Genomic DNA, 25,144 nt, shown 5'->3' with positions numbered 1-25,144 from the left:
TTATTATGAATGAAGTAGTTATTATCGATTGTATTCGCTCACCTATGGGGCGTTCAAAGGGCGGCATGTTCCGCAATGTTCGTGCAGAGCAATTATCTGCAAGTTTAATGAAGCAGATTTTAAAGCGTAACCCAAAGTTAGATCCTAATGACATCGAAGATGTTATTTGGGGTTGTGTAAAACAAACTAAAGAGCAGGGCTTTAACATTGCCAGAAATGCTGCATTACTTGCTAATCTACCAAAACAAATTGGTGGTGTAACGGTAAACCGTTTATGTGGTTCATCTATGGAAGCCCTACATAATGCCAGTACTAGTATTATGGCAGGCCAAGGTGACGTGTTTTTAATTGGTGGTGTCGAGCATATGGGCCATGTGCCGATGATGTACGATGTCGATTTTGCGCCTGGTTTATCAAAAAACATTGCCAAAGCATCGGGAAACATGGGCTTAACGGCTGAGCTGTTGGGTCGTCAACATGGTATCACTCGAGAAATGCAGGATGAATTTGCTGCACGCTCTCATCAACGTGCCCATGCAGCACAAGTTGAAGGTCGTTGGGATAATGAAATAGTGCCAGTAGAAGGGCATGATGAGAATGGAACATTAAAAGTTTTTACTCAAGATGAAGTTATTCGACCAGAATGTACCCCAGAAAGTTTATCTAAGCTTCGCCCTGTTTTCGATCCTGTAAATGGCACGGTAACAGCTGCATCTTCTTCCGCTATTTCAGATGGTGCAAGTGCTATGTTAGTTATGTCTGCCAGTAAAGCAAAAGAACTTGGCTTAACTCCTAGAGTAAAGGTACGTGGAATGGGTGTTTCAGGTTGCGATCCTGCAACTATGGGTTTTGGTCCAGTTCCTGCTACTAAGAAAGCATTAAAACGTGCAGGCTTAACTACAGCTGATATTGATTTAGCTGAGTTTAATGAAGCATTTGCAGCACAAGCGTTATCATGTATTAAATCATTAGATATGATGGATGTTCTTGATGATAAAATTAACCTTAATGGTGGCGCGATTGCATTAGGTCATCCATTAGGATGCTCTGGAACTCGTATCTCAGGTACGCTAGTAAACCTTATGGAAGCAAATGATGCCAATATCGGTTTAGCTACTATGTGTATCGGGCTAGGACAAGGTATCGCAACAGTGTTTGAAAGAGTATAATTGTTTACGCAATTTGAAAATGAAAAAGGGAAGCTATCAGCTTCCCTTTTAACTATATATACCTAGTAATAATAGACTTACATATTTAAAGCAACTAAATCAGCACCACCTTTAATCGCGGCATCTGTGGCTTGTTTTTCACTTAATCCTGATTTAACTGCATTGTTTATAATGGCTCTTACATGTTCTTTGTCTAAAGACTTAACTGCAATTTCTACAACTTCATTACTTTGCTCTGGAAAATTATTAAAAGCATTATCTAATAATGAAATGAACCTTTCTGGTAATTCTTCAAATGCCATAGCTATATAATTGATAAAATCATTCGGATATTTTTTTGCTGAAGCGTTTACGATACTAGATGCCATTACTGGTTTAGTTTTTAATGCCATTCTGAATATTGCATCCTTATCTTCAGGATGAAGCTTACTTGCCACTAATACAATATCATCTGCATAAGCCGGCTCTGCGTTAATTGCTGTTTTGATTATTTGGGAGCAAGAAGCCACTTCATGCTCTAATGCGAACTTAATAACATCTTCACTGTAATTAGGGTTAGCATGTAACGCACCGCGGATTATTTGTTTGTACTTGTTAGGGTACTTTGTAAATGCAGTGTCTAATATTATTTCTTCTCCTGATGGATAACTTTTCAATAAACTGCTTACACTTCGTTCCACGGAAATATTTTTATCAACGTGTTTTTCAAGCAATCGGCTAAGGAATTTTTCTTTTGATTGTAGATCTCCTGCTAAAGCAATATTGCTCGTTAGTAGTAGAGTTAGGGTAATTAATAGCGCTTTCATCTTTTTTGTTCACTTATATTAGCAAATCTACGGCTTTTTTAAGCCTTATAGTTTTTAGTACATATATCTAACTATAAGTTCAATATTTAATCAATAGTCCATTTGAGTAAAAACGATGTTAAATTTTTAAGGTTGTATGTAAGAGATTTGTTGGTAAATTCCTTTGTTAGTATGTTTTGTGAACGAATAATCATTTATTTCAATTTATTTGCAAAAAGGTGTTGACGGCAGCTCAAAAATCCCTAAAATGCGCATCCACTTCCACAGGGAATCTCGACAAGTAGCAAGATAGTTACTGACAGAGCAACCAGCGGTAGTAGTGTAGATAGTTTGTAGTGATTAAGGTAGAAATTACCGAGTTACAAACGACAACAATTAAATTCTAAATTACTGAAATTAACTGTTGACATCAACACTGGATGACGTACAATGCGCATCCACTTCAAGCAAGGCTACTAGCCGGATTGAAGCAAAGAGACTAACGAATGCGATTAGCTCTTCGTTCTAATAAGAACGGTTCTTTAACAATTAGTTATCATGCAATTTGTGTGGGCACTCACATTAAGATTGATTTACAACATAGATACCTCGGTATCGAAATCACTTAATGATGAATGAACACACAAACAAATTAATTATCTTTATTTAGCGATGAAGTTAATTAGTACGTTTTAGTTTAACCAGCTTCTGGTTAGACGAAACATTCAGAATTCATTGAGTAGAAACAAGCTTGTCTTGTTTCAAATGTAACAACTTTTTAATTGAAGAGTTTGATCATGGCTCAGATTGAACGCTGGCGGCAGGCTTAACACATGCAAGTCGAGCGGAAACGAGAGGTAGCTTGCTACTTCGGCGTCGAGCGGCGGACGGGTGAGTAATGCTTGGGAATATGCCTTTGAGTGGGGGACAACAGTTGGAAACGACTGCTAATACCGCATAATGTCTACGGACCAAAGGGGGGGACGCTTCGGCACCTCTCGCTCATAGATTAGCCCAAGTGAGATTAGCTAGTTGGTAAGGTAAAGGCTTACCAAGGCGACGATCTCTAGCTGGTTTGAGAGGATGATCAGCCACACTGGGACTGAGACACGGCCCAGACTCCTACGGGAGGCAGCAGTGGGGAATATTGCACAATGGGCGAAAGCCTGATGCAGCCATGCCGCGTGTGTGAAGAAGGCCTTCGGGTTGTAAAGCACTTTCAGTTGTGAGGAAAGGTTAGTAGTTAATAACTGCTAGCTGTGACGTTAGCAACAGAAGAAGCACCGGCTAACTCCGTGCCAGCAGCCGCGGTAATACGGAGGGTGCGAGCGTTAATCGGAATTACTGGGCGTAAAGCGTGCGTAGGCGGTTTGTTAAGCAAGATGTGAAAGCCCAGGGCTCAACCTTGGAACTGCATTTTGAACTGGCAAGCTAGAGTATTGTAGAGGGTGGTGGAATTTCCAGTGTAGCGGTGAAATGCGTAGAGATTGGAAGGAACATCAGTGGCGAAGGCGGCCACCTGGACAAATACTGACGCTGAGGCACGAAAGCGTGGGGAGCAAACAGGATTAGATACCCTGGTAGTCCACGCCGTAAACGATGTCAACTAGCTGTCTGTAGACTTGATCTGTGGGTAGCGCAGCTAACGCGATAAGTTGACCGCCTGGGGAGTACGGCCGCAAGGTTAAAACTCAAATGAATTGACGGGGGCCCGCACAAGCGGTGGAGCATGTGGTTTAATTCGATGCAACGCGAAGAACCTTACCATCCCTTGACATCCAGAGAATTTTCTAGAGATAGATTAGTGCCTTCGGGAACTCTGAGACAGGTGCTGCATGGCTGTCGTCAGCTCGTGTTGTGAAATGTTGGGTTAAGTCCCGCAACGAGCGCAACCCCTATCCTTATTTGCCAGCGAGTAGTGTCGGGAACTTTAAGGAGACTGCCGGTGATAAACCGGAGGAAGGTGGGGACGACGTCAAGTCATCATGGCCCTTACGGGATGGGCTACACACGTGCTACAATGGCAAGTACAGAGGGCAGCAATACCGCGAGGTGGAGCGAATCCCACAAAGCTTGTCGTAGTCCGGATCGGAGTCTGCAACTCGACTCCGTGAAGTCGGAATCGCTAGTAATCGTGGATCAGAATGCCACGGTGAATACGTTCCCGGGCCTTGTACACACCGCCCGTCACACCATGGGAGTGGGTTGCAAAAGAAGTAGCTAGTTTAACCTTCGGGGGGACGGTTACCACTTTGTGATTCATGACTGGGGTGAAGTCGTAACAAGGTAACCCTAGGGGAACCTGGGGTTGGATCACCTCCTTACCTTAAGTAGACAACTTAATGGAAGCTAACTTGTTAGTTTCGCGAGTGTTCACACAAATTACATGATAACTGACTGAGCGGTACGCTCTGTCATCCCGTACTTGTTGCGGGAGCCAGTGTGCCGAAATAAGAAATCAAAGATAAGCGCCCTTAGCAATAAGAGCAGTTATCTTTGGTTTTTAACCAACAATGATGCCGAATGCGCGCATTAATGTACTCTTTAACAATTTGGAAAGCTGATATTAAACCCGATGATTTGTGTTGTAGATCTCCAATCTATAACGTCAGCAAATCATCACGATAAACAACTTGTTGTTTATCACTGAGTTGTTTTATACAACAACTCAAATTATTAATTACATATCTTATCGTTATGTAATTAGTTCTTACTCAAGGCTCACAGTTTACTGTGGGTTTGGCAACGTAGGTTGCCAACATTCTTATTGAATGCGTGAAAATGTCAGACCTATAACTTAGTTCGGATTAGTCTCCGAGCATTCTTGAAGTTGCAAGACTTTTTGGGGTTGTATGGTTAAGTGACTAAGCGTATGTGGTGGATGCCTTGGCAGTTAGAGGCGATGAAGGACGTGTTAATCTGCGAAAAGCTGTGTTAAGCCGATAAAAGGCGCTATAGACACAGATGTCCGAATGGGGGAACCCACCTGTCGTAAGGCAGGTATCGTATAGTGAATACATAGCTATGCGAGGCGAACCGGGAGAACTGAAACATCTAAGTACCCCGAGGAAAAGAAATCAACCGAGATTTCGTTAGTAGCGGCGAGCGAACGCGAATCAGCCCTTAAGCTATTTGGGCGTTAGTGGAATGTTCTGGAAAGGACAGCGATACAGGGTGATAGCCCCGTACACAAAAACAACCTAATAGTGAAATCGAGTAGGTCGGGACACGAGAAATCTTGACTGAATATGGGGGGACCATCCTCCAAGGCTAAATACTCCTAACTGACCGATAGTGAACCAGTACCGTGAGGGAAAGGCGAAAAGAACCCCTGTGAGGGGAGTGAAATAGAACCTGAAACCGCATACGTACAAGCAGTGGAAGCCGGATTTAGTCCGGTGCCTGCGTACCTTTTGTATAATGGGTCAGCGACTTATGTTCTGTAGCAAGGTTAACCGAATAGGGGAGCCGTAGCGAAAGCGAGTGTTAACTGCGCGTTTAGTTGCAGGGCATAGACCCGAAACCCGGCGATCTACCCATGGGCAGGTTGAAGGTTGAGTAACATCAACTGGAGGACCGAACACACGTATGTTGAAAAATGCGGTGATGACTTGTGGGTCGGAGTGAAAGGCTAATCAAGCCGGGAGATAGCTGGTTCTCCCCGAAATCTATTTAGGTAGAGCCTCGCACGAACACCATTGGGGGTAGAGCACTGTTAAGGCTAGGGGGTCATCCCGACTTACCAACCCTTTGCAAACTCCGAATACCAATGAGTGATATGCGGGAGACACACTACGGGTGCTAACGTCCGTTGTGGAAAGGGAAACAACCCAGACCGCCAGCTAAGGTCCCAAAGTCATAGTTAAGTGGGAAACGATGTGGAAAGGCATAGACAGCTAGGAGGTTGGCTTAGAAGCAGCCATCCTTTAAAGAAAGCGTAATAGCTCACTAGTCGAGTCGGTCTGCGCGGAAGATGTAACGGGGCTAAACTATGCACCGAAGCTGCGGATTTGAACTTAGGTTCAAGTGGTAGGGGAGCGTTCTGTAAGCCGTTGAAGGTGAATCGTAAGGTTTGCTGGAGGTATCAGAAGTGCGAATGCTGACATGAGTAACGATAAGGGGAGTGAAAAACTCCCCCGCCGAAAGACCAAGGTTTCCTGTCCCATGTTAATCAGGGCAGGGTAAGTCGGCCCCTAAGGCGAGGCGGAAACGCGTAGTCGATGGGAAACAGATTAATATTTCTGTACTTCTATATATTGCGAAGGAGGGACGGAGCAGGCTAAGCAAGCATGGCGATGGTTGTCCATGTGAAAGTATGTAGGTGGGTGACTTAGGTAAATCCGGGTCGCTATTAACACTGAGATACGAGACGAGACTCTACGGAGTTGAAGTTGTTGATGCCATACTTCCAGGAAAAGCTTCTAAGCTTCAGATATATAGGAACCGTACCCCAAACCGACACAGGTGGTTAGGTAGAGAATACTAAGGCGCTTGAGAGAACTCGGGTGAAGGAACTAGGCAAAATAGTACCGTAACTTCGGGAGAAGGTACGCTCTCTATTGTGAACTCTTTACGAGGTAAGCAGCGGAGAGTCGAAGTAACCAGGTGGCTGGAACTGTTTATTAAAAACACAGCACTGTGCAAAATCGAAAGATGACGTATACGGTGTGACGCCTGCCCGGTGCCGGAAGGTTAATTGATTCGGTTAGCGTAAGCGAAGCTGATGATCGAAGCCCCGGTAAACGGCGGCCGTAACTATAACGGTCCTAAGGTAGCGAAATTCCTTGTCGGGTAAGTTCCGACCTGCACGAATGGCGTAATCATGGCCACACTGTCTCCACCCGAGACTCAGTGAAATTGAATTTGCGGTTAAGATGCCGTATACCCGCGGCTAGACGGAAAGACCCCGTGAACCTTTACTATAGCTTGACAGTGAACATTGCTCCTACATGTGTAGGATAGGTGGGAGGCATTGAAACCGCGTCGCTAGATGTGGTGGAGCCAATCTTGAAATACCACCCTTGTATGCGTGATGTTCTAACCTAGGGCCCTAATCGGGCTTGGGGACACTGTCTGGTGGGTAGTTTGACTGGGGCGGTCTCCTCCCAAAGAGTAACGGAGGAGCACGAAGGTTGGCTAAGTATGGTCGGACATCATACGGTTAGTGCAATGGCATAAGCCAGCTTAACTGCGAGACAGACACGTCGAGCAGGTACGAAAGTAGGTCATAGTGATCCGGTGGTTCTGTATGGAAGGGCCATCGCTCAACGGATAAAAGGTACTCCGGGGATAACAGGCTGATACCGCCCAAGAGTTCATATCGACGGCGGTGTTTGGCACCTCGATGTCGGCTCATCACATCCTGGGGCTGAAGTCGGTCCCAAGGGTATGGCTGTTCGCCATTTAAAGTGGTACGCGAGCTGGGTTTAGAACGTCGTGAGACAGTTCGGTCCCTATCTGCCGTGGGCGTTTGAGAATTGAAGAGGGCTGCTCCTAGTACGAGAGGACCGGAGTGGACGAACCTCTGGTGTTCGGGTTGTCACGCCAGTGGCATTGCCCGGTAGCTACGTTCGGAACTGATAACCGCTGAAAGCATCTAAGCGGGAAGCAGGCTTTGAGATGAGTTCTCACTGGGACTTTAAGTCCCCTAAAGGGTCGTTGGAGACTACAACGTTGATAGGTCAGGTGTGTAAGTGCTGTGAGGCATTGAGCTAACTGATACTAATTGCCCGTGAGGCTTAACCATACAACACCCAAGCAGTTTTGCTTTGAGAGATTGTATGGTCTGATACTCTTTTAAAGAGATTCACGCATTACAAAGAATACTTGAGATACAGGTTTAATATCGATTTTTCCAAATTCGTTATTCGATACGTCGAATAACAGGTTCGTAAGAACCAACAGTTTTTGTCTGGCGACAATAGCACTGTGGCCCCACCTGATCCCATGCCGAACTCAGAAGTGAAACGCAGTTGCGCCGATGGTAGTGTGGGAGTTCCCATGTGAGAGTAGGTCATCGCCAGGCTCCTAATTCAAAAAGCCCGTCTATCGACGGGCTTTTTACTCTAAATTTTAAGATAAATTATTTTAATAAAGTTAATTTATCTTAACGTTTAGAAAATTCTGAAGTGAATTCAGAATATAAATAACGTAAAAGCTTTTGTCTAGCGACAATAGCGCTGTGGAACCACCTGATCCCATGCCGAACTCAGAAGTGAAACGCAGTTGCGCCGATGGTAGTGTGGGAGTTCCCATGTGAGAGTAGGTCATTGCTAGGCTCCTAATTCCGAAAAGCCCTTCGCTCACGCGAAGGGTTTTTTTCGTTTAGGAGCTTAGCAAAACCTGCTTCTTTGCAGGCATAGCACAGCGCTCCAATAGATGCACGCCACTGCCTGATGAGGTCCCCGACATCGCTAAAGCTCTTCGAGGATGACGTGGTTTAAATTAATAAACACCGTGTTTACTCAAATATACTTAGAAAAAACACACCGTCATCCCATCGTGCTTTTGGATGGGATCTCTTTAATTCACAACGTGCTTCTAAAAAAGCTCTTCGAGGATAACGTGGTGTAAGTTATTAAACTATGCGTTTATTTCTTCCTTTAAAAACTCTACTTCAAGAAGAAGATAAGAACTTAAAACCTTTAATATGTTCTGATAGAAACCGGAATTATCCGTTTGATTAATTTTTGAGATAAATTTAGGTAGCCAATTCATTAGATTGTTATTAATAAATTGCAGCTGTTTATCACAAGCTTCTGTATTATCCGTTGCATTTAACGATGCAAGAATTAAGTTGCCTAGATAATCTAGTTGAATAGCAATATGATCTGCGGGCTCGTTAAATGTTTTATTAACACTTAACCCTTGCTCTTGCAGTAAGGCACACATTTCATCATGTGCCTTTTGAAACATTAACCCATCCTTTGACAAATAAACTGAAGCATAAGGCGGAGCTCCTTTTTTTGCATCCATTAAGAATAATTGGGTGAATTCAACAGCACATTCTAAATGTGGATGGGGTTTGTTTTTTAACAGCTGTAAACTCTGTTGAATGGATTTTATCGCTTCGGCCAGTTTATCTTCTGTTGCAAGCTGGTTAAGTAGGTTAGCGCCTTGTTCATTAATATAAGAATTAAACTGTTGTTCGTTTAACTCATTACTTAAAACGGTAGAAAACCACCATAATATACTTGCTCTGGTTTCAATTAATTCTTTATCTATCATTAACCCATCTCAGTTGGTTGGTTAAAAGCGGTAACTTCAGGTGCTTTACCTTCGAACTTCTCTACTTCAACTAAGCAAGTAAATGCACTACATGCTTGTGCAAGTTGTGATGTACCTACATCCATTGTTAAGGTGTTCGGATCGCCATAAGTATCTATAGATCCTATCGTTTCATCAACAGGACCATACCATGCGCCTTCATAAATACGAGCAACACCACTAGGGTAGTTATCAGAAACTATAGCACCAGCAAGTAACTGCCCTCGCTCGTTAAATACCCTAACTAAGTCACCATCTTTAATTCCCCTAGCTTTTGCATCACTAGGGTTTAAGTAAATTGGCTCTCTGCCTTGGACCGAGTAAGTTTCGCGATATTCTGTAGATTCACACATCTGTGAATGTAACCTTTGATCTGGATGACAAGATTGAAGTGCAACAGGAAATTTATCTGAACCAGGGCCCCCATGAGAACGTTCTAGTTTTTCCATCCACATGGGATGGCCTTTACAGTCGTCATAACCGAACCTATCTATTTTTCTTGAAAATATCTCAATGAAACCAGAAGGAGTACCTAAAGAATTAAGCTCTGGATCTTTTCTAAAATCTTCTTGTCTGGTCCAAGCAGGGCCTTTGCCAAAATCAACAAAGCCATCTTGCCAAAACTTATTAAAGTCAGGCATTTCGAATTTACCTTTATTCGCTGCTACACAGCCGTCATAAAGTTCTTTAACCCATTCCATTTCTGTTTTATTTTTGCTGTATTCACGATGCTTACCCATGCGCTTACAAAATTCGGTAAAGATCTCAAAATCTGTTTTTGATTGATATAAAGGGTCGACAAGTTTTTGCATGGCAATAACCCCTCTCGCAGAGTAACTGCCATATAAATCTAGATCATTACGCTCGTATTGAGTACATGCAGGTAAAACAATATCTGAGAATCGGCATGTGGCAGTCCAGTTATAATCTATAGTGACAACCGTTTGAAGCTTATGAAATGCTTTTTTCATCTTGTTTTTATCTTGATGATGGTGCCAAGGGTTATTACCTGAAAATACTGCCATATGAACGTCAGGGTAAGTAATTTTAGAGCCATTTGCTTCAATAGTTTTCCCAGGATTTAAAATCATATCCACCCATCTTGCGACAGGAATTGTGGCACTTGCTCCTTTAAAGTCATCACTTTTATGTTTTATATGCTCATCTGAATCTGGGATACCGGGAAACGCGCCGGGACCTGCTGCACCGCTAGAAGATACGCCAATACCAGAATAGTGATGAGCATAACTAACACCACCTCCTGGGAGACCAATATAACCTAACATTGCCGCTAACACTGCGCCCATCCAATACGGTTGCTCGCCATGTTGCTGACGTTGAATACACCAACCAAATAGTAGTTGAGTCCTACTACCAGCCATGTCCCTAGCAAGCTGCTTTATATCTTCAGCTTTCATGCCACAAATACTACTTGCCCATTTAGGTGTTTTTTCTAATTTATCTTCAGCCGCACCAAGTAAATAAGGTACAAATTCTTCAAAACCTAAACAGTAAGTTTCAATAAATTCTTTGTCATGTAGATCTTCAGTATATAAGGTGTGTGCTATAGCAAGCATTAAAGCGACATCAGTTTGCGGGTTTACATATTGGTGCTCACAATTTAAATAGTTTTGGCTTTTACTTTTTACCGGATCAATACTGATCACACGAATTTCTTTTTTCGCTATTTTGTCTTTGAGTTTTTCTAAATACTCATAAGATTCATGGGTTTCACAGTTCCAACCAACCTGTAAGTTTTTATGGATATCTTGTGCCCAAAGCACAACAATCTTACTTTGATTTAAAATGTTTTCCCATGAAGTGCCCTGTGCGTAAACCTCTGTTGTACCGAGAACATAAGGCATAATTGTTTGACCAGCACCGGTAGAATAATCACCAACTTTTCGCACGTAATTGCCATGCATTGCCATAGATCTAAATAAATGATTACCACAAGAGTGTACTTGACCTGTAGCTCGCCAGCCAGTATGACCAGCATATAAGCCTGAAGGGCCATAAGTCGTTTGAATTCGTTCTAATTCTTCATAAAACATGTCGAGGGCTTCATCCCAAGTGACACGAATAAAACGGAAGTCACCCCGTTGTGTAGTATCACTCTTATGTCTTTTTAAGTAAAAGTCATAACGAACCATCGGGTAACGAACACGTGATGGGCTGTATATTATGCCTTTAATTCCATTTAGCATGTCCGTTGGATATTTATCTAACTCAAATGCTTTAACCTCTTGAACTTTACCCCCTAAAACTCTTGCACGAAATGCCCCCCAATGAGAGCCAGTAATTTTCCATGTTCCTTCGGGATTGCTTCCAGCTGCCTTTGCAACTGACAGTAGGCTAGGGCCAATTAAACCAGCAGTACTAGTTACCATTATGCCTTTTAAAAACGAGCGTCTTGAAATTGCCATATTAGTTCCCTTACTGCTTAATGAGCTTTGTTAAAATCGGAAGAATGTTTCTGCAAATATTTAAGTACTAATGCTTGGGTATCACCATCGAGGTTTACAAATGACAACATACCATTAAACATGCCAGGCCAAGTGTTCGAGTCAAAATGGTTAACTGCAGGCTGTGAATGACAAACACTACAGGTTTTATCATAAGTTGATCCTGCATATAGCCATAAATCGTCAGTTGAATCAGCGAGAGATTGTGGCCTCATCCACACTTCAACTTTAATTTCTTGCCATGGAAGTCCGGTTAAATCATCCTCTTTTTCTTCACCAGTCACCGTAACAAAATTTTCTGACTGAGCGACTTCTGGTGTTAAATATCCTGAGTTTATATTCATTGCGAAATCTTCGTATAAAACACGACCAAAACCTTTGTTTTTACGCCAAACACTCAGTTCTACTTTCATTGCATCGCCAGTATTTTCTAGGATAGTAACTTTAGTCGCTGCATTTAACTCACCGGCATCTTTACTTAACCCTTCATTTTCAAACAAGGCTAACTGACGTACACTGTAGTAGCTTTCACCTTCGTCAAAGCTATTGGTCGCCATAGCTTCAAGTTCGGCCAACATCCCTTCACCTGAGCCCATATTTTCTGGAAGTTCATGAGCAATGCCTTTATGGCAATCGATACAGCTTTGATCTCGTTCCGCTGCCATTTTCATTTGTACTTTAGCTCGTTCACTCATTGCGGTGAAATCCATAGAGTTATAATTATGGCAATTTTTACATTCTAAAGAATTATTTGAAGTAAATCGGTCCCATTCGTTTTGAGCTAATCGACCTCGCTGTGCAATAAATTTCTCGCGAGTGTTAATCGTGCCAAATATTTTCCCCCAAACTTCTTTAGATGCTTGCATCTTGCGCGCCATTTTATCAGTCCAGTTGTGTGGCACATGACAGTCAGGACACGTAGCTCTAACACCAGCATGATTTGACCAGTGAACCGTGCCTTTCAATTCTTGGTAAACATTGTCTTCCATTTCATGACAGCTAATACAAAACTTCTCTGTATTGGTAATCTCTAAAGCGGTATTAAAGCCACCCCAAAATATAATTCCAGCAACAAAGCCACCGAAAGCTAACGTTCCTAAGCTATAATGTACGCTTGGTTTTTTAATAATAGAAAAGAAATCTTTAAATGATTTAAGCATGGCAATCCCTAAAAATGTTTTATTTTATGTTTAAAAAATGAGTATTAACCATGGCCAGGAGGGCCTAAAATAACTTGTGACATCCAAATAATAAATCCATAGCCACCAGCTGCTATGCTTGTAATAATTGGAAAAAAGAAAATGATGATAAACAAAAAGGCCTTAAATTCTTTTGCTTGCGTGTTGTTATTTGTATTTGATACTTCAGAAGTAGATTCATGTTCTGCCACAATTTAACCTCAAGTTATTATAAATATTACATTTAAGTGTAGTAGATAATTTAAATTGGTATTTAAAAAATACCAATCATTTGTGACAAGGTTAAAAGTATATTTATGCTCTTTGAATCGTATTACTCACTTGCATCGTCGGTGCCAAAATATTCGCTTTTCTAAACTCTTCATTTACTCGTAAAGTAATGTCTGTTTCTAACGCTTTTTCATATTTAGTATCTAAAACATAAACTTTAACCGTGAGCTTGTACGCAATGAAATTATTTGTCAGAACTTGGCAAAGTAGTACTGTTATTGGCTTGTTTAAATATGCAAATTTACTTAATGCAGCGCATTCTCGGATAATTTTTTGAGCTTGCGATAAATCTTCATCCACTCCAATATGGAAGGTTATTGCAACTTGCATGTCTAATTCGCCGTAATTACCACAAGACGTCAGTTGGTTTAAAAAAGTATTGTTTGGAATGGTAACTACATTATCATCGAGGGTATTCATTTTAACTGAACGTAAACCGATAGCCACTATATCGCCATATTCGCCGCCAAATAACACTCTGTCACCCACTTGAAAAGGCCTATCAAACATAATAATGATCCCAGCGACAACGGACGCGGCGAGATCTTTCATCGCAAAACCCACTGCAACAGCCAGAGTACCACCTAAGATCGCTAACAACTCTTTACTGAATTCAAAACTCATTAGCACTGATGTTGAAATAGCAAAAAAATAAATTAGGAATTGGAAGAACACTAATGCTTTTTGCAAAAGTAAACGTCGTTCAGCAAACACTTCACTTAAATCATTTACTATGGTTTTCACCACCTTCAGAATGGCCCAAACGACAATAAATAAAATTACCGACATAAAAAGGCCGCCCGGTTTTACTACTTCAGCAAGAGTAGAAATTACCTGCAACTCTTTTGAATCGGGCACTGCCATTTGGGCTTTTACCGGTAAAGTAAATAAAACAGTTAGAAACCCTAATACGCTAGTTATAAAAAAAGATATTCTTGTACTCTGCATAATTTTATCCTTTAGCGGGTTAATAAATTTTGACGGGCTAAATATTTAGATACAGATCTAAACCATAGCCAAGTTATTTGATAGCGTCCTGACACTTGTTCAACAATTCCTTGTGCCACACATGCAGATAAGGCGCTATTAACCACTAAGCCATTAAGACGAAGGTTCTTTACTATGTCATTAACACTACAACGACCGAATTGACACAATACCCTAAGTACAAGAAGCGAATTGATATCATAATGTTCAATAATTTTATTATCAGGATAGGCGGGGAGTATGGCCATTAGCCTACCTTCATTGAAAATAATTGAATTTGCAAATGTGCGACAGGCTATTGCAGGATTACCATCAGCGTAGCCCCAAATAATACGATAAATACCAGATTTATTTCTCGCTTCCATTGAATCATGCTCAATATCAGCGAGTTGTCTAGGAATAATGAGTTGCCCAAAATCGATATCTAATTCGGCTTCTTTACAACGTTGTTCAAATAATGCGCTAATTTGATCTTCAGTCCAGGTTTTTAACTGAATACTTGTTGAAAAGAAGCCGGTAGCTATGCCTAAAGCATTAAGCAGGCTCCACGAGCTACTATCAAAACTAAGTACCCAAAGGGCTAAACCTTTTAAATCATTAATCCAGCCATATAAGCGCCGTATTTCTCTTTGGCCACTTGCTTCTGAAGTTAAAAATCGATGGCAATTATCTAATAAAATCAAATCAATGCCTTGCTCTTTAATGGCTTTGGTAATATCAGACGTTTTAACGTTTTCTTGTTCTAAGCCAAGTTGTTCTTGCATTGAATTTAACAGGTCGCCAAAGTCTTCATTACAATTAATAATAATGGCCTTACCATGTTGTTTTGCTAAAGATTTCAAAAAATGACTCTTACCAATGCCTCGTTCACCAGTAACGGCTAAATGACTTCGTTCATTGTTTTCTAGCATATTGATAACTTTGCTAATTGGTCCTTGAAAAACCGAGTCAATATTGGATTTATCACTATCGATTAAAATATCATGAAGTTCGGGGTATAAATTGGCGGCCGATTTGGTTTTCTCTAATAGTTCAGTGTTATCGTTTACTAGTTTTTTACGATAAATTTCAGCTGTTATTCTTCTTCCAGATTCGACTCTTGAAATTAAGCTTAAAAAAACTTTTGTAAAAAAGAAATAAACAACAAAAATTAGGGCTATATTGGCAAAAAAGAAGCCCTTGATACCTGTGCGCTCGGTAATTAATTTTTTAATCATCGCTGGGGCATCACGTTCTTCATCAATGTAGTTGAAGCAATCGTTTCGCCATTGCAAAATAAAAAATATATATACAGGCAGCAATAAAAATAAAAATAGGGTTTCGAGCCAAGAGAAAATTGTACCGTTGGCGATGAAAATAGCCGTTAGTTCAAAAGACAGTTTATACCAACCTACCCACCAAACAGCTAATTTCAAAGATTTTGACTGTTTGCTACTGATGTTCTTTAAAACGCCTTGTTTTCCTCGTTCAATCATTTTGCTAAGAAAGCTAAAGACAAAATAAGTTAAACAAATCCATAATGCTAACGTGCTAATAACATCGATTAAAATTTGTATTTGGAGAATGTCGATACTGCTTAAAATAAAGTTAATAAACAGTAACCATTCTATGGGAGTGCGTGTATTCTCAAGGTACCAAATTGCTCGCGCCGCTTTCATTCTTGCTGCGGTTCTTGGCCTAGTCGCCAGTATTTTTTGTCGCCAGATAGGCAAACCTGTTTTTGCCCAGCTTTGCCATTTTTTTAACACCACAAAAGCGAAGAAAATCATCACTATATTGATAAAAATATCTACCGGAGCTGAACTGAACCTTTCTGGGACTTCAATTACCCGTTGGAATGTTGCTTTAAAGATGATTAACATTTGCAAACTAATATAATCAAACTCTAGTTTTGCTTCATTAATGCCATTTAATTTGGTACTTGTCAGTAAACTTCTAAATTCATCTGTGGCCTCAACAAATATGTTATGGCGGAGCAAATAAAAGTTTTTAATTTCACGAGTCAAACTAAGAAGTTTAATAAATTCTTCATCGTTTTTTACTTGTGTAAGCAACTTTAAATCAACATTTTTATGTTTTATTCTTTCATGCAGCTGCCTTGTCTTTTCAGCTATGACCGGACGCATTCGACTATAAAGCTCTTCATAATCATCAGCAGTTCGGCTGAAACTTGCGATTTTATCTTGCAGGTTATAAAATTCGGCTTCAAACATTTCTAAGCTATTATCGGTAAGATATTCAGAGTTTACTGGCTCTGGTGTATATTCAACCTCTTCGTCATTTTGCTCTGCTATTTCTTGTGATTCAATATCACCTTCACCGGTTTCATCGATACCCAGCTCAATATTATCTTCATCTGGATTTGGCTCAACTTTCTCTTCAGCTGTGCTTGTTAATTCTTTGTCTGGGTTTGGTTCAACTTTCTCTTCAGCTGTGCTTGTTAATTCTTTATCTGGATGTTTTGTTTCATCTTTTTCTAGCGGTTGAGTCTGAAGTGTATCCGGCTTAGCTGTTTCGATGACAGGCTTGTCGTCGGCCTTTTTTGCATCAGCAAATGCCAATGACTGCCAGCTGACAGTAAGTAAAAAAATGATAAATAAAGCAGGTATGTACTCGCATATTCTAATAGGCGATAAGCTGTATTTAGGTGGGAAACTCATAAACAATCTCAACCAATATTTATTATTATAAAATTATATTAATTATTAGTATGTATTAGATTGCTGATTTTGCTAGTAAATAGCTGTAATAAAAGGCGATTTTTTACCCTTTAAAAACAATAAATCCAGCACTTAGCTGGATTTATTATGGATGAATGAATTGATTAAAAATCAAATCATAGTATAAACACTTCCTACTTGTAGTAACTCAAACACTTTTCAACTTCGTTTTTAGCACCTAAAATAACTTCAACACGCTGATGAATATCGGTTGGTTGAATTTCCATAATACGGCCTTCACTAGTAACACTTAAGCCGCCAGCTTGTTCAACTAAAAAACTCATTGGATTAGCTTCATACATTAAACGTAATTTGTTTGGTTTGTTCGGATTTCTGTTGTCGGCAGGGTAAGTAAAAATTCCACCACGAACTAATACGCGATGTACATCACCTACCATTGCAGCTATCCAACGCATATTAAAATTACGTTCACGAGGGCCGTCTGATCCTGCAACTAAATCGTTAATGTAGCCTTGCATTGGAGCTTGCCAAAAACGTTGGTTTGACATGTTTATGGCGAATTCTGAGGTCTCTGCAGCGATTTTAACATTACGCTCAGTGAGCATGTAGCTACCGTGGGTTTTATCTAATGTATAAAAGTGAGTACCTGCACCTGTTGTAAGTGCAAGCATTGTTGATGGTCCGTATAATACATAACCAGCACAAACCTGAGCAGTACCAGGTTGCTTAAATAAGTCAGGGTTATCAGCACTCATACCTTCAGGCGCTTCCATAATTGAAAAAATTGTTCCAATTAATGAGTTAATCTCAATGTTTGAGCTGCCATCTAGTGGATCAAAAGAAACAATATATTTGCCATCTTCATTGCCGGCAACAGAGGTATCTTCTTCTTCAGATGATATTGCTTTTACAAAGCCAGACTCTAAGGTAATGTCTTTAAATAATTGGTTGGCAACAACGTCTAATTGTTTTTGTACTTCGCCTTGAATGTTTTCATCTAAAGTAGATCCTAAAACACCACTTAACTGTCCTTGGCCAACACGAAAAGAAATTTCTTTGGTAGCTGCAAGGATGGTTTTTATTAATGAAATCAGATCTAAAGGAACATTATCTTCGCGCAGTGCGGGAGCAATTCGTTGCATGGTATACCTAAATTTTTGTGGGTTTGGATGAAAGCTAATTAAATTTTATCGCGACATTGTACTAAAAACTGTAGTAAAACTCTAAGCAAATGTACAAATTAACTATTCTAATGACTAATTTATTATAACCTAAATTATTTTAGGGCAAATTAAGGTATATTGGGTCAAAAATAATTGCAGTATTTAATTTGCAAAAAATTGCAAAGCAGAGCTGCGATACATCACTTATTACTCAGGGGTTAAATATGAAACGATACTCTATCGCTCTCATGTTTTTATTTACACTGTTATTTGGCAATCAATTTGCACAAGCCAGTGAAAATTTTAAAGAAAACAAAACGTTCCATTCAGGATTTATACCATTTTATCTAGATGGTTCAACCGGTAATGTTTACCTAGAAATTTCAGATTTTAACCAACAATTTTTATTTCAAAGTAGTATGCCGCATGGGCTTGGATCTAACGATATTGGTTTAGATCGTGGACAGTTAGGGCAAACTCGTTTAGTACAGTTTGAAAAAGTCGGAAATAAAGTTTTTTTACGTCAACTTAATACTTATTATCGTGCTGACAGTGATAATACCTTAGAGCGTCAAGCTATAGATGAAGCATTTGCGACCTCTATTATTTGGGGCTTTAAAGTAGAAAAAGTCATAAACAACAAAGTTGTTATCGACTACACCCCATTTCTTTTATCCGATATTCACAATCTTAGTGCTTCCTTAAAATCTAGCAAGCAAGGCAATTATTCTATTGATGCTACTCGTAGTGGTTTATATGAAAAACGCACTAAAGCATTTGTTGATAATACTGAATTAGAAGCAATTGTTACTTTTAAAGGTAAAGATGCAGGCAAACATCTGCGTTCTGTAACGCCTGATGCAAATGCTGTAACTGTAAATTTTCATCATTCATTAATACGCTTGCCTGATGCGCAATATCAACCAAGAAAATTTCATACATACTCTGGAATGTGGTCAGTAGAATATGCTGATTACGCGAGCAATATTGATGCACCATTGTTACAACGAGTTATACCTAGACATCGATTAACCAAAAAAAATCCTGATGCTGAATTAAGTGAAGCTGTTGAACCTATTATTTACTATTTAGATCCTGGTGTACCAGAGCCAGTTCGTTCGGCATTAATTGATGGTGCTTTGTGGTGGGATCAGGCATTTTCAGCGATAGGTTATAAAAATGCCTTTCAGGTGAAAATGTTACCAGAAGATGCTGATCCTATGGACATTCGTTATAACGTTATTCAATGGGTTCATCGTGCTACGCGTGGTTGGTCATATGGTGCATCAGTTGTTGACCCTCGCACAGGCGAAATACTTAAAGGTCATGTTACTTTAGGCTCACTACGAGTACGCCAAGATTATTTAATTGCTCTAGGTTTAACATCACCATTTAAAAGTAGCGATGTTAATACTACAGAGCAAAAAGAAATGGCCTTAGCTCGCATTCGTCAATTATCTGCTCATGAAGTTGGTCATACTTTGGGTATCGCGCATAATTTTTCTGCTAGTGTGAATAACCGCGCCTCGGTAATGGATTATCCACACCCGTTAATTACTTTAGATGCGCAAGGGGATATTGATTTATCAAATGCTTATGCCGCAGATATTGGTGTATGGGATAAACATGTAATTAATTACGCCTATGCTGATTTTAATAATGAGCAACAAGGTTTAGCACAGGTAATAAAAACAGCTAAAGAGCAAGGGCTGCAATATATGTCTGATCCTGATTCTCGTCCTAAAGGAGGCGCTGAAGCGTCAGGGCACTTATGGGATAATGGTGAAGATCCGGTCGCTGAGTTAACGAGAGTTATGGCTGTTAGAGCGAAAGCATTGAGCAACTTTGGTATTAACAGCATTGAGCAGGGAACACCGTTTTCTGAACTTGAAGATACTTTAGTACCTGTTTACAATTTTCATCGTTATCAAGTTGAAGCTGCAGCCAAAGTAATTGCCGGTGTTAATTATTCTTATGCAGTGAAAGGTGAAGATGACATTGCTCAATCTGTTGTATCAGCAGAAAAACAACAAGCGGCAATTAATGCTTTGTTAGCAACACTAGAGCCGGAATTTTTAACGCTATCTAATGATATTATCAGCCTCATACCACCGAAAGCTTATGGCTATTATCGGTCTCGCGAAAGCTTTCGCTCAAATACTTCGCTTTCATTTGACCCGGTAACAGCAGCGCAAGCAAGTGCAAAATATACCTTGTCTTTGATGCTAACTCCACAAAGACTTGCTCGTTTAAATCAGCAGCATATGCTAGATAATCGCATTCCATCGGTGCACAATTTAATTGCTGAAGTTATTATTGCTACCATCAAGCAAGATAGTAAATCAGGTTTAAGCAGTGCTGTTCAACAGCGTATTAATCAACAAGTTTTAGATAGTGTGTTGGCTTTGTTTCATAACGATAAGTTAGTTGCCGAGGTTCGTAGCCAAGTCTATGCAAACCTGCTTGACTTACAATCGTGGTTAAAAGGCAAAACCTCATATCATTTCAAGAGCAATTCTTTGTATCCGCAATATCATTTGTTACAACAACAGATTGCTTTTAGTTTGCAACAAGGTAAAACTATCATCAATGAAGTGCCGGTTAGTATGCCTCCAGGATCTCCTATTGGAGCATCTTCGCGCTAAACAATAACAGTAAGTAGATTTTAATGAGCAAACACGTACATATTTTAGGGATTTGTGGCACATTTATGGGCGGTATAGCGGCCATAGCAAAACAACTTGGCTTTCGAGTATCAGGTTGCGATGCCAATGTGTATCCACCAATGAGCACCCAACTAGAAGAGTTGGGCATTGAATTAATGCAAGGTTATAAAGCCGAGCACCTAAAAGATGAACCTGACATGGTGATTGTTGGCAACGCCATGTCACGCGGTAATCCTATGGTTGAGTATGTAATGGAGAGAAATATTCCTTACACCTCCGGTCCACAATGGTTATTAGAAAATGTATTAAAAGACCGATGGGTTTTGGCCGTTGCTGGTACTCACGGTAAAACTACAACTAGTTCAATGCTGGCTTGGATCTTAGAGTACGCACATTTAACACCTGGGTACTTAATTGGCGGTGTTCCGCAAAACTTTGATACATCGGCAAGACTTGGTAATTCACCATTTTTCGTTATTGAAGCCGATGAATATGACACAGCATTTTTTGATAAACGCTCTAAGTTTGTTCATTATCGTCCTCGTACGTTAGTAATGAATAACCTTGAATTTGATCATGCCGATATTTTTGACTCGATTAAAGATATTCAGCGTCAATTTCATCATGTGGTGAGAATGGTGCCAGGTAACGGTTTACTGCTTGCGCCTAAAAACGATCAAGCATTAACAGAAACCTTAGCTATGGGTAGTTGGACTCCGGTTGAATTTTCAAGTGATGATTCAGGCTGGCTTGCTGATAAAATTAATGCTGATGGAAGCGAGTTTAAAGTGTACTTTAATCAGCAATTACAAGGCACTGTGCAGTGGAACTTGATTGGTGATTTCAATATAGATAATGCATTAATGGCAATTGCTGCTGCAAGGCATGCAGGTGTGCCGAGCCATGTAGCAATTGAGGCCTTAGGTGAGTTTGTGAATACCAAACGCAGACAAGAATTAGTTGGAACAGTAAACGGAATTAACGTTTATGATGACTTTGCCCATCACCCAACAGCGATAAGTAAAAACCTAGCAGGATTTAGGGCTAAAGTTGAGAGTGAACGCATACTTGCGGTGTTAGAACCAAGATCAAATACGATGAAATCGGGTGTTCATAAAGATACACTTGCAGCATCACTAAATGATGCTGATTTGGTTTACTTATATCAAGATGAAAATGTTAAATGGTCAGTGGCTGATTTAATAAGTGATTGTAAAGCCCCTACCCAATGTAAAGATGACATTGCTGAGTTGGTAGAGTTAGTTGCTAAAGAAGCAAAAGCAGGCGATCATATTGTAGTGATGAGTAATGGTGGTTTTGGCAGTTTTCATACTAAGCTGATAGAAACACTAGAAGCTAGAAGCTAAATCCTCTCTCATCGTCATCCCCGCGTATGCGGGGATCCATTAACAAACTAAACGAGAATACACTTGGCAGACTTTAACGGAAAAATCACCTTAGCAATCACCGGTGCATCAGGCTCTTTATACGCATTACGTCTACTAGAATGCTTAGTTGCGGCTAACTATCAAGTGTATGTTCTTGTTTCCAGTGCAGCTCGCGTGGTACTCGATACTGAAGTAAACGTTAAACTACCTGCCAACCCAGAGGCAGCAACTAAATTTTTAATCGACAAATACCAAGCCAAAGCTGAGCAAATTACTGTGTTTGGCAAAGAGCAATGGTTCTCTCCGGTAGCTTCAGGCTCAGCCGCACCAAAACAAATGATAGTTTGTCCGTGTTCAACAGGAACACTCGCCTCAATAAGCCAGGGCATGAGTGACAATTTAATTGAACGCGCCGCAGATGTCGTCATTAAAGAACGTGGACAGCTAATTATGGTACCTAGAGAAACACCATTCTCAACCATTCATTTAGCTAATATGCATAGCCTTTCGCAAATGGGCGTTACCATAATGCCTGCAGCTCCAGGCTTTTATCACAATCCTGAATCAATTAATGATTTAATCGATTTTATGGTGGGCCGCATGCTTGATCATATCGGCATTGAGCAAACAATCATGCCGCGCTGGGGCTATTCGAATTAGTTAATTGTACTTTTGTTAAATTTTATTTGTTGATTTTTTGACCAAACTTTGTTGTATTAGTCTAAGCTTTATTTATTAAATAAAATCCAAAATAACAAAGGGATACACGTGACCGTTTTTAAGGAACTAAAACGTCGTAACGTATTTAAAGTTGCTACAGCATATCTAATTACTGCCTGGTTAATTATTCAGATAGTGACTGTACTTGAACCACACCTAAAACTGCCCGAATGGGTAACCCCGGTTATTATTGTTTTCCTTGTTGTTGGCTTTCCTATTGCCTGTTTATTCGCATGGGCATTTGAGCTCACTCCAGAAGGTATAAAACGCAGCAAAGAAGTTGTCGTGGATGATTCTATTACCAATATTACCGGGCGAAAGCTCGATTTTGGTATCATTGCAGCTATGGCTATTGCAGTCGTCTTTTTAACTCATGAAGCATATTTTTCTGAAAACAATGCAGCTCAAAATGTGCCTGAAATTAATTCCCCTGGAACAAATTCAAGTGAACAAGCTTCAAATAACTCTCTTCCTGAACAAGTAACCTCTATTGCTGTTCTCCCTTTTGTAAACATGAGTAATGACCCAGAACAAGAGTATTTCTCTGACGGCTTATCAGAAGAGTTATTGAATGTATTAGCTCGTATAAAGCAACTTAAAGTTGCAGCAAGAACGTCCTCTTTTTTCTTTAAAAATAAGAATATGGACATTAAAGAAATCGCCAACAAACTAGGTGTTGAACACGTACTTGAAGGCAGCGTGAGAAAATCAGGTACAAAGCTAAGAGTTACTGCTCAGCTTATCCAAGCAGATAATGGTTATCACCTTTGGTCTGCAACCTATAATTATGAAATTGATGATGTATTTAAAATTCAGGATGAAATTTCAGCAGCAGTTGTAACACAGTTAAAACTCACCTTGTTAAATGAGCAAGAATCTATCCTAACTGAACACGGAACTTTTAATCCTGAAGCACAAGATGCTTATCTACTTGGGCGTTATCATTTGCGAGCAAGAACTCCAGATGCTCTTGATAATGCTGAGCAGGCTTTTAAAAAGTCATTAGCCATAGACCCGAACAACCAATTGGCCATATCTGGTTTACTGGATACTTACTCTGCTCAGGAGATAAATTCTACATTAACTATGCAAGATTATTTATTCAATGCAGGGGTATTGTTGCAACCTTTTATGGATAAGGCCAATCAAAGCGCTGAGATTTATACCTCACTTGGCGATTATTACGCAAACAAAGCTGAACTAATAAAAGCTGAGGAGATGTATCAAAAAGCGATTAACATTAGCCCCAATTATGCTGACGCTTACATGGGGATTGGAATACTATATGCGGAGGAGTTTATTGAAAATTCGTCTAAAAGTGCCGATGCTTCCAAGAAATATGCACTTAAAGCATTAAGTCTTGACCCTTTTTCTCCACGAATACTCACTATATTGTATTACATTGAATTGCTCGATGGGCGCTTGTTAGAAGCAGAGAATTATTTAAACAGAATGTTAGAAGTTAATCCTAATGAAACCATAACTACGGCGAGTGCGGTTTATCATTTTTGGACTACTGGGCGGGATTGGGATAAGGCCTGGCAAATTATCAATAGTTCAAATATTAAATCAAGTAGCTTTAGCGAAGATGCAAACTTCTACTTTTATTTAGCGTTAGGAGATATCAATGAAGCACAAAGGATTTATGAAAACATAACATCATATGGTACTCATCCCCGTAGTGTTGGGCTTATGTTATATGCGCTAAGTAGTTTTGAAATTCATAAAGGAGTATTAACTGAGAAGGAGTTTATAAATCGCATATATGAGTTCATGGAAGATGAAACTAAAGAAAGCGTTCAGTGGCTAAAGGCTGCCGCGTTAGTTCATGAAAAAAAATATGATCAGGCCATCAATTTAATTTTAAAATATTATCCTCATTTGTTAGATCCTAATAGTAAGATCAATAATGAAGTATACGAAGCGAGTTATTTAGCTTTCGCACTGAGAAAAACAGAGGATCCAAGAGCTGAAATATTAAATAAAAAAATTCGCCCTTATATTGAGAGTGTCGAAGGGTTTGATTTAATGATGTCAGGAATAATTCTACCTACTATGTTAGCTTCTATAGGTGATAATGAGCGAGCAATTCAAGCCTTACATGAACTATTTGTTGAAAATGATTTTTACGACGACATATATTTACTCGATAACTGGGTACTGTTAGATGATATAAAAGATGATCCTAAATTTATTGAAATTATCAATATAGCGAAGACTAAATTATCGGCTAAAGTTAAATTATTTAAAAATGAGATTAAACCAACCGAATAAGGAAAATGGGTTTATTTACAATACGCAGTAACTCATCGCTAAAACTCAGTTATTCACCTTAAAAATGATCACCACTTTGTAACCTTTCTTTACACCTTGTCTTCAATGTGT

General features: G+C 39.8%; 13 protein-coding genes and 4 rRNA genes. 9 read left to right on the top strand and 8 right to left on the bottom strand.

Going from position 1 to position 25,144, the window contains the following annotated elements:
• The first annotated feature begins 5 nt into the window (after positions 1-5).
• Complete coding sequence (gene fadA / locus RGQ13_RS16445) at positions 6-1,169, top strand: acetyl-CoA C-acyltransferase FadA (protein ID WP_348390824.1); 1,164 nt, start codon at positions 6-8, stop codon at positions 1,167-1,169.
• 77 nt (positions 1,170-1,246) lie between these two features.
• Here the strand turns inward: fadA and RGQ13_RS16440 are convergent, their stop codons facing one another.
• Entirely contained in the window at positions 1,247-1,975 is a 729-nt protein-coding gene (locus RGQ13_RS16440; RefSeq protein ID WP_348390823.1) for a hypothetical protein, read from the bottom strand.
• A gap of 758 nt (positions 1,976-2,733) precedes the next feature.
• Here RGQ13_RS16440 and RGQ13_RS16435 point away from each other — a divergent pair.
• From RGQ13_RS16435 to rrf (RGQ13_RS16420), 4 genes are all read left to right on the top strand, one after another.
• Positions 2,734-4,278: ribosomal RNA gene (locus RGQ13_RS16435) — 16S ribosomal RNA — on the top strand.
• 530 nt (positions 4,279-4,808) lie between these two features.
• Positions 4,809-7,700, top strand: a 23S ribosomal RNA gene (locus RGQ13_RS16430).
• Between the two features lie 164 nt (positions 7,701-7,864).
• Positions 7,865-7,979: ribosomal RNA gene (rrf, locus tag RGQ13_RS16425) — 5S ribosomal RNA — on the top strand.
• Positions 7,980-8,117: 138 nt separating this feature from the next.
• Positions 8,118-8,232, top strand: a 5S ribosomal RNA gene (gene rrf / locus RGQ13_RS16420).
• The 16S, 23S and 5S rRNA genes sit together here, the layout of an rRNA operon.
• Positions 8,233-8,536: 304 nt before the next feature.
• Here the strand turns inward: rrf (RGQ13_RS16420) and torD are convergent.
• From torD to RGQ13_RS16385, 7 genes are all read right to left on the bottom strand, one after another.
• Complete coding sequence (gene torD / locus RGQ13_RS16415; RefSeq protein ID WP_348390822.1) at positions 8,537-9,181, bottom strand: molecular chaperone TorD; 645 nt, start codon at positions 9,179-9,181, stop codon at positions 8,537-8,539.
• A complete protein-coding gene (gene torA, locus RGQ13_RS16410; protein WP_348390821.1) occupies positions 9,181-11,646 on the bottom strand; it encodes a trimethylamine-N-oxide reductase TorA in 2,466 nt (821 codons plus the stop codon). Before torA ends, torD begins: the two co-directional genes overlap by 1 nt.
• A gap of 17 nt (positions 11,647-11,663) precedes the next feature.
• A complete protein-coding gene (torC, locus tag RGQ13_RS16405) occupies positions 11,664-12,845 on the bottom strand; it encodes a pentaheme c-type cytochrome TorC (protein ID WP_348390820.1) in 1,182 nt (393 codons plus the stop codon).
• Between the two features lie 44 nt (positions 12,846-12,889).
• The gene (locus RGQ13_RS16400) at positions 12,890-13,075 is read right to left on the bottom strand and encodes a periplasmic nitrate reductase, NapE protein (RefSeq protein WP_348390819.1); all 186 of its coding nucleotides are present in this window, start codon (positions 13,073-13,075) and stop codon (positions 12,890-12,892) included.
• A 103-nt stretch (positions 13,076-13,178) separates the two neighbouring features.
• Positions 13,179-14,102 (bottom strand): mechanosensitive ion channel family protein, encoded by a 924-nt coding sequence (locus RGQ13_RS16395; protein WP_348390818.1) that lies wholly within the window; start codon positions 14,100-14,102, stop codon positions 13,179-13,181.
• 11 nt (positions 14,103-14,113) lie between these two features.
• A complete protein-coding gene (locus RGQ13_RS16390) occupies positions 14,114-16,801 on the bottom strand; it encodes an ATP-binding protein (protein WP_348390817.1) in 2,688 nt (895 codons plus the stop codon).
• Positions 16,802-16,995: 194 nt separating this feature from the next.
• A complete protein-coding gene (locus RGQ13_RS16385) occupies positions 16,996-17,964 on the bottom strand; it encodes a class 1 fructose-bisphosphatase (RefSeq protein WP_348390816.1) in 969 nt (322 codons plus the stop codon).
• 245 nt (positions 17,965-18,209) lie between these two features.
• Here RGQ13_RS16385 and RGQ13_RS16380 point away from each other — a divergent pair, with 245 nt between their 5' ends.
• From RGQ13_RS16380 to RGQ13_RS16365, 4 genes are all read left to right on the top strand, one after another.
• Complete coding sequence (locus RGQ13_RS16380) at positions 18,210-20,630, top strand: zinc-dependent metalloprotease (RefSeq protein ID WP_348390815.1); 2,421 nt, start codon at positions 18,210-18,212, stop codon at positions 20,628-20,630.
• Between the two features lie 23 nt (positions 20,631-20,653).
• Complete coding sequence (mpl, locus tag RGQ13_RS16375) at positions 20,654-22,018, top strand: UDP-N-acetylmuramate:L-alanyl-gamma-D-glutamyl-meso-diaminopimelate ligase (protein WP_348390814.1); 1,365 nt, start codon at positions 20,654-20,656, stop codon at positions 22,016-22,018.
• Positions 22,019-22,081: 63 nt separating this feature from the next.
• The gene (locus RGQ13_RS16370) at positions 22,082-22,699 is read left to right on the top strand and encodes a flavin prenyltransferase UbiX (protein WP_348390813.1); all 618 of its coding nucleotides are present in this window, start codon (positions 22,082-22,084) and stop codon (positions 22,697-22,699) included.
• 108 nt (positions 22,700-22,807) lie between these two features.
• The gene (locus RGQ13_RS16365; protein WP_348390812.1) at positions 22,808-25,033 is read left to right on the top strand and encodes a hypothetical protein; all 2,226 of its coding nucleotides are present in this window, start codon (positions 22,808-22,810) and stop codon (positions 25,031-25,033) included.
• Positions 25,034-25,144: the final 111 nt, after the last annotated feature.

Source organism: Thalassotalea psychrophila (assembly GCF_031583595.1).
Taxonomy (GTDB): Bacteria; Pseudomonadota; Gammaproteobacteria; order Enterobacterales; family Alteromonadaceae; genus Thalassotalea_A; species Thalassotalea_A psychrophila.
Note: the sequence above shows the minus strand (reverse complement) of the source record. Positions and strands in the feature narration are given on the sequence as shown.

What these genes read in the sequence shown, in the direction of transcription:
- fadA (WP_348390824.1), top strand. Translation starts at nt 6, where the DNA reads ATGAATGAAGTAGTTATTATCGATTGTATTCGCTCACCTATGGGGCGT.
- RGQ13_RS16440 (WP_348390823.1), bottom strand. Translation starts at nt 1,975, where the DNA reads ATGAAAGCGCTATTAATTACCCTAACTCTACTACTAACGAGCAATATT.
- torD (WP_348390822.1), bottom strand. Translation starts at nt 9,181, where the DNA reads ATGATAGATAAAGAATTAATTGAAACCAGAGCAAGTATATTATGGTGG.
- torA (WP_348390821.1), bottom strand. Translation starts at nt 11,646, where the DNA reads ATGGCAATTTCAAGACGCTCGTTTTTAAAAGGCATAATGGTAACTAGT.
- torC (WP_348390820.1), bottom strand. Translation starts at nt 12,845, where the DNA reads ATGCTTAAATCATTTAAAGATTTCTTTTCTATTATTAAAAAACCAAGC.
- RGQ13_RS16395 (WP_348390818.1), bottom strand. Translation starts at nt 14,102, where the DNA reads ATGCAGAGTACAAGAATATCTTTTTTTATAACTAGCGTATTAGGGTTT.
- RGQ13_RS16390 (WP_348390817.1), bottom strand. Translation starts at nt 16,801, where the DNA reads ATGAGTTTCCCACCTAAATACAGCTTATCGCCTATTAGAATATGCGAG.
- RGQ13_RS16385 (WP_348390816.1), bottom strand. Translation starts at nt 17,964, where the DNA reads ATGCAACGAATTGCTCCCGCACTGCGCGAAGATAATGTTCCTTTAGAT.
- RGQ13_RS16380 (WP_348390815.1), top strand. Translation starts at nt 18,210, where the DNA reads ATGAAACGATACTCTATCGCTCTCATGTTTTTATTTACACTGTTATTT.
- mpl (WP_348390814.1), top strand. Translation starts at nt 20,654, where the DNA reads ATGAGCAAACACGTACATATTTTAGGGATTTGTGGCACATTTATGGGC.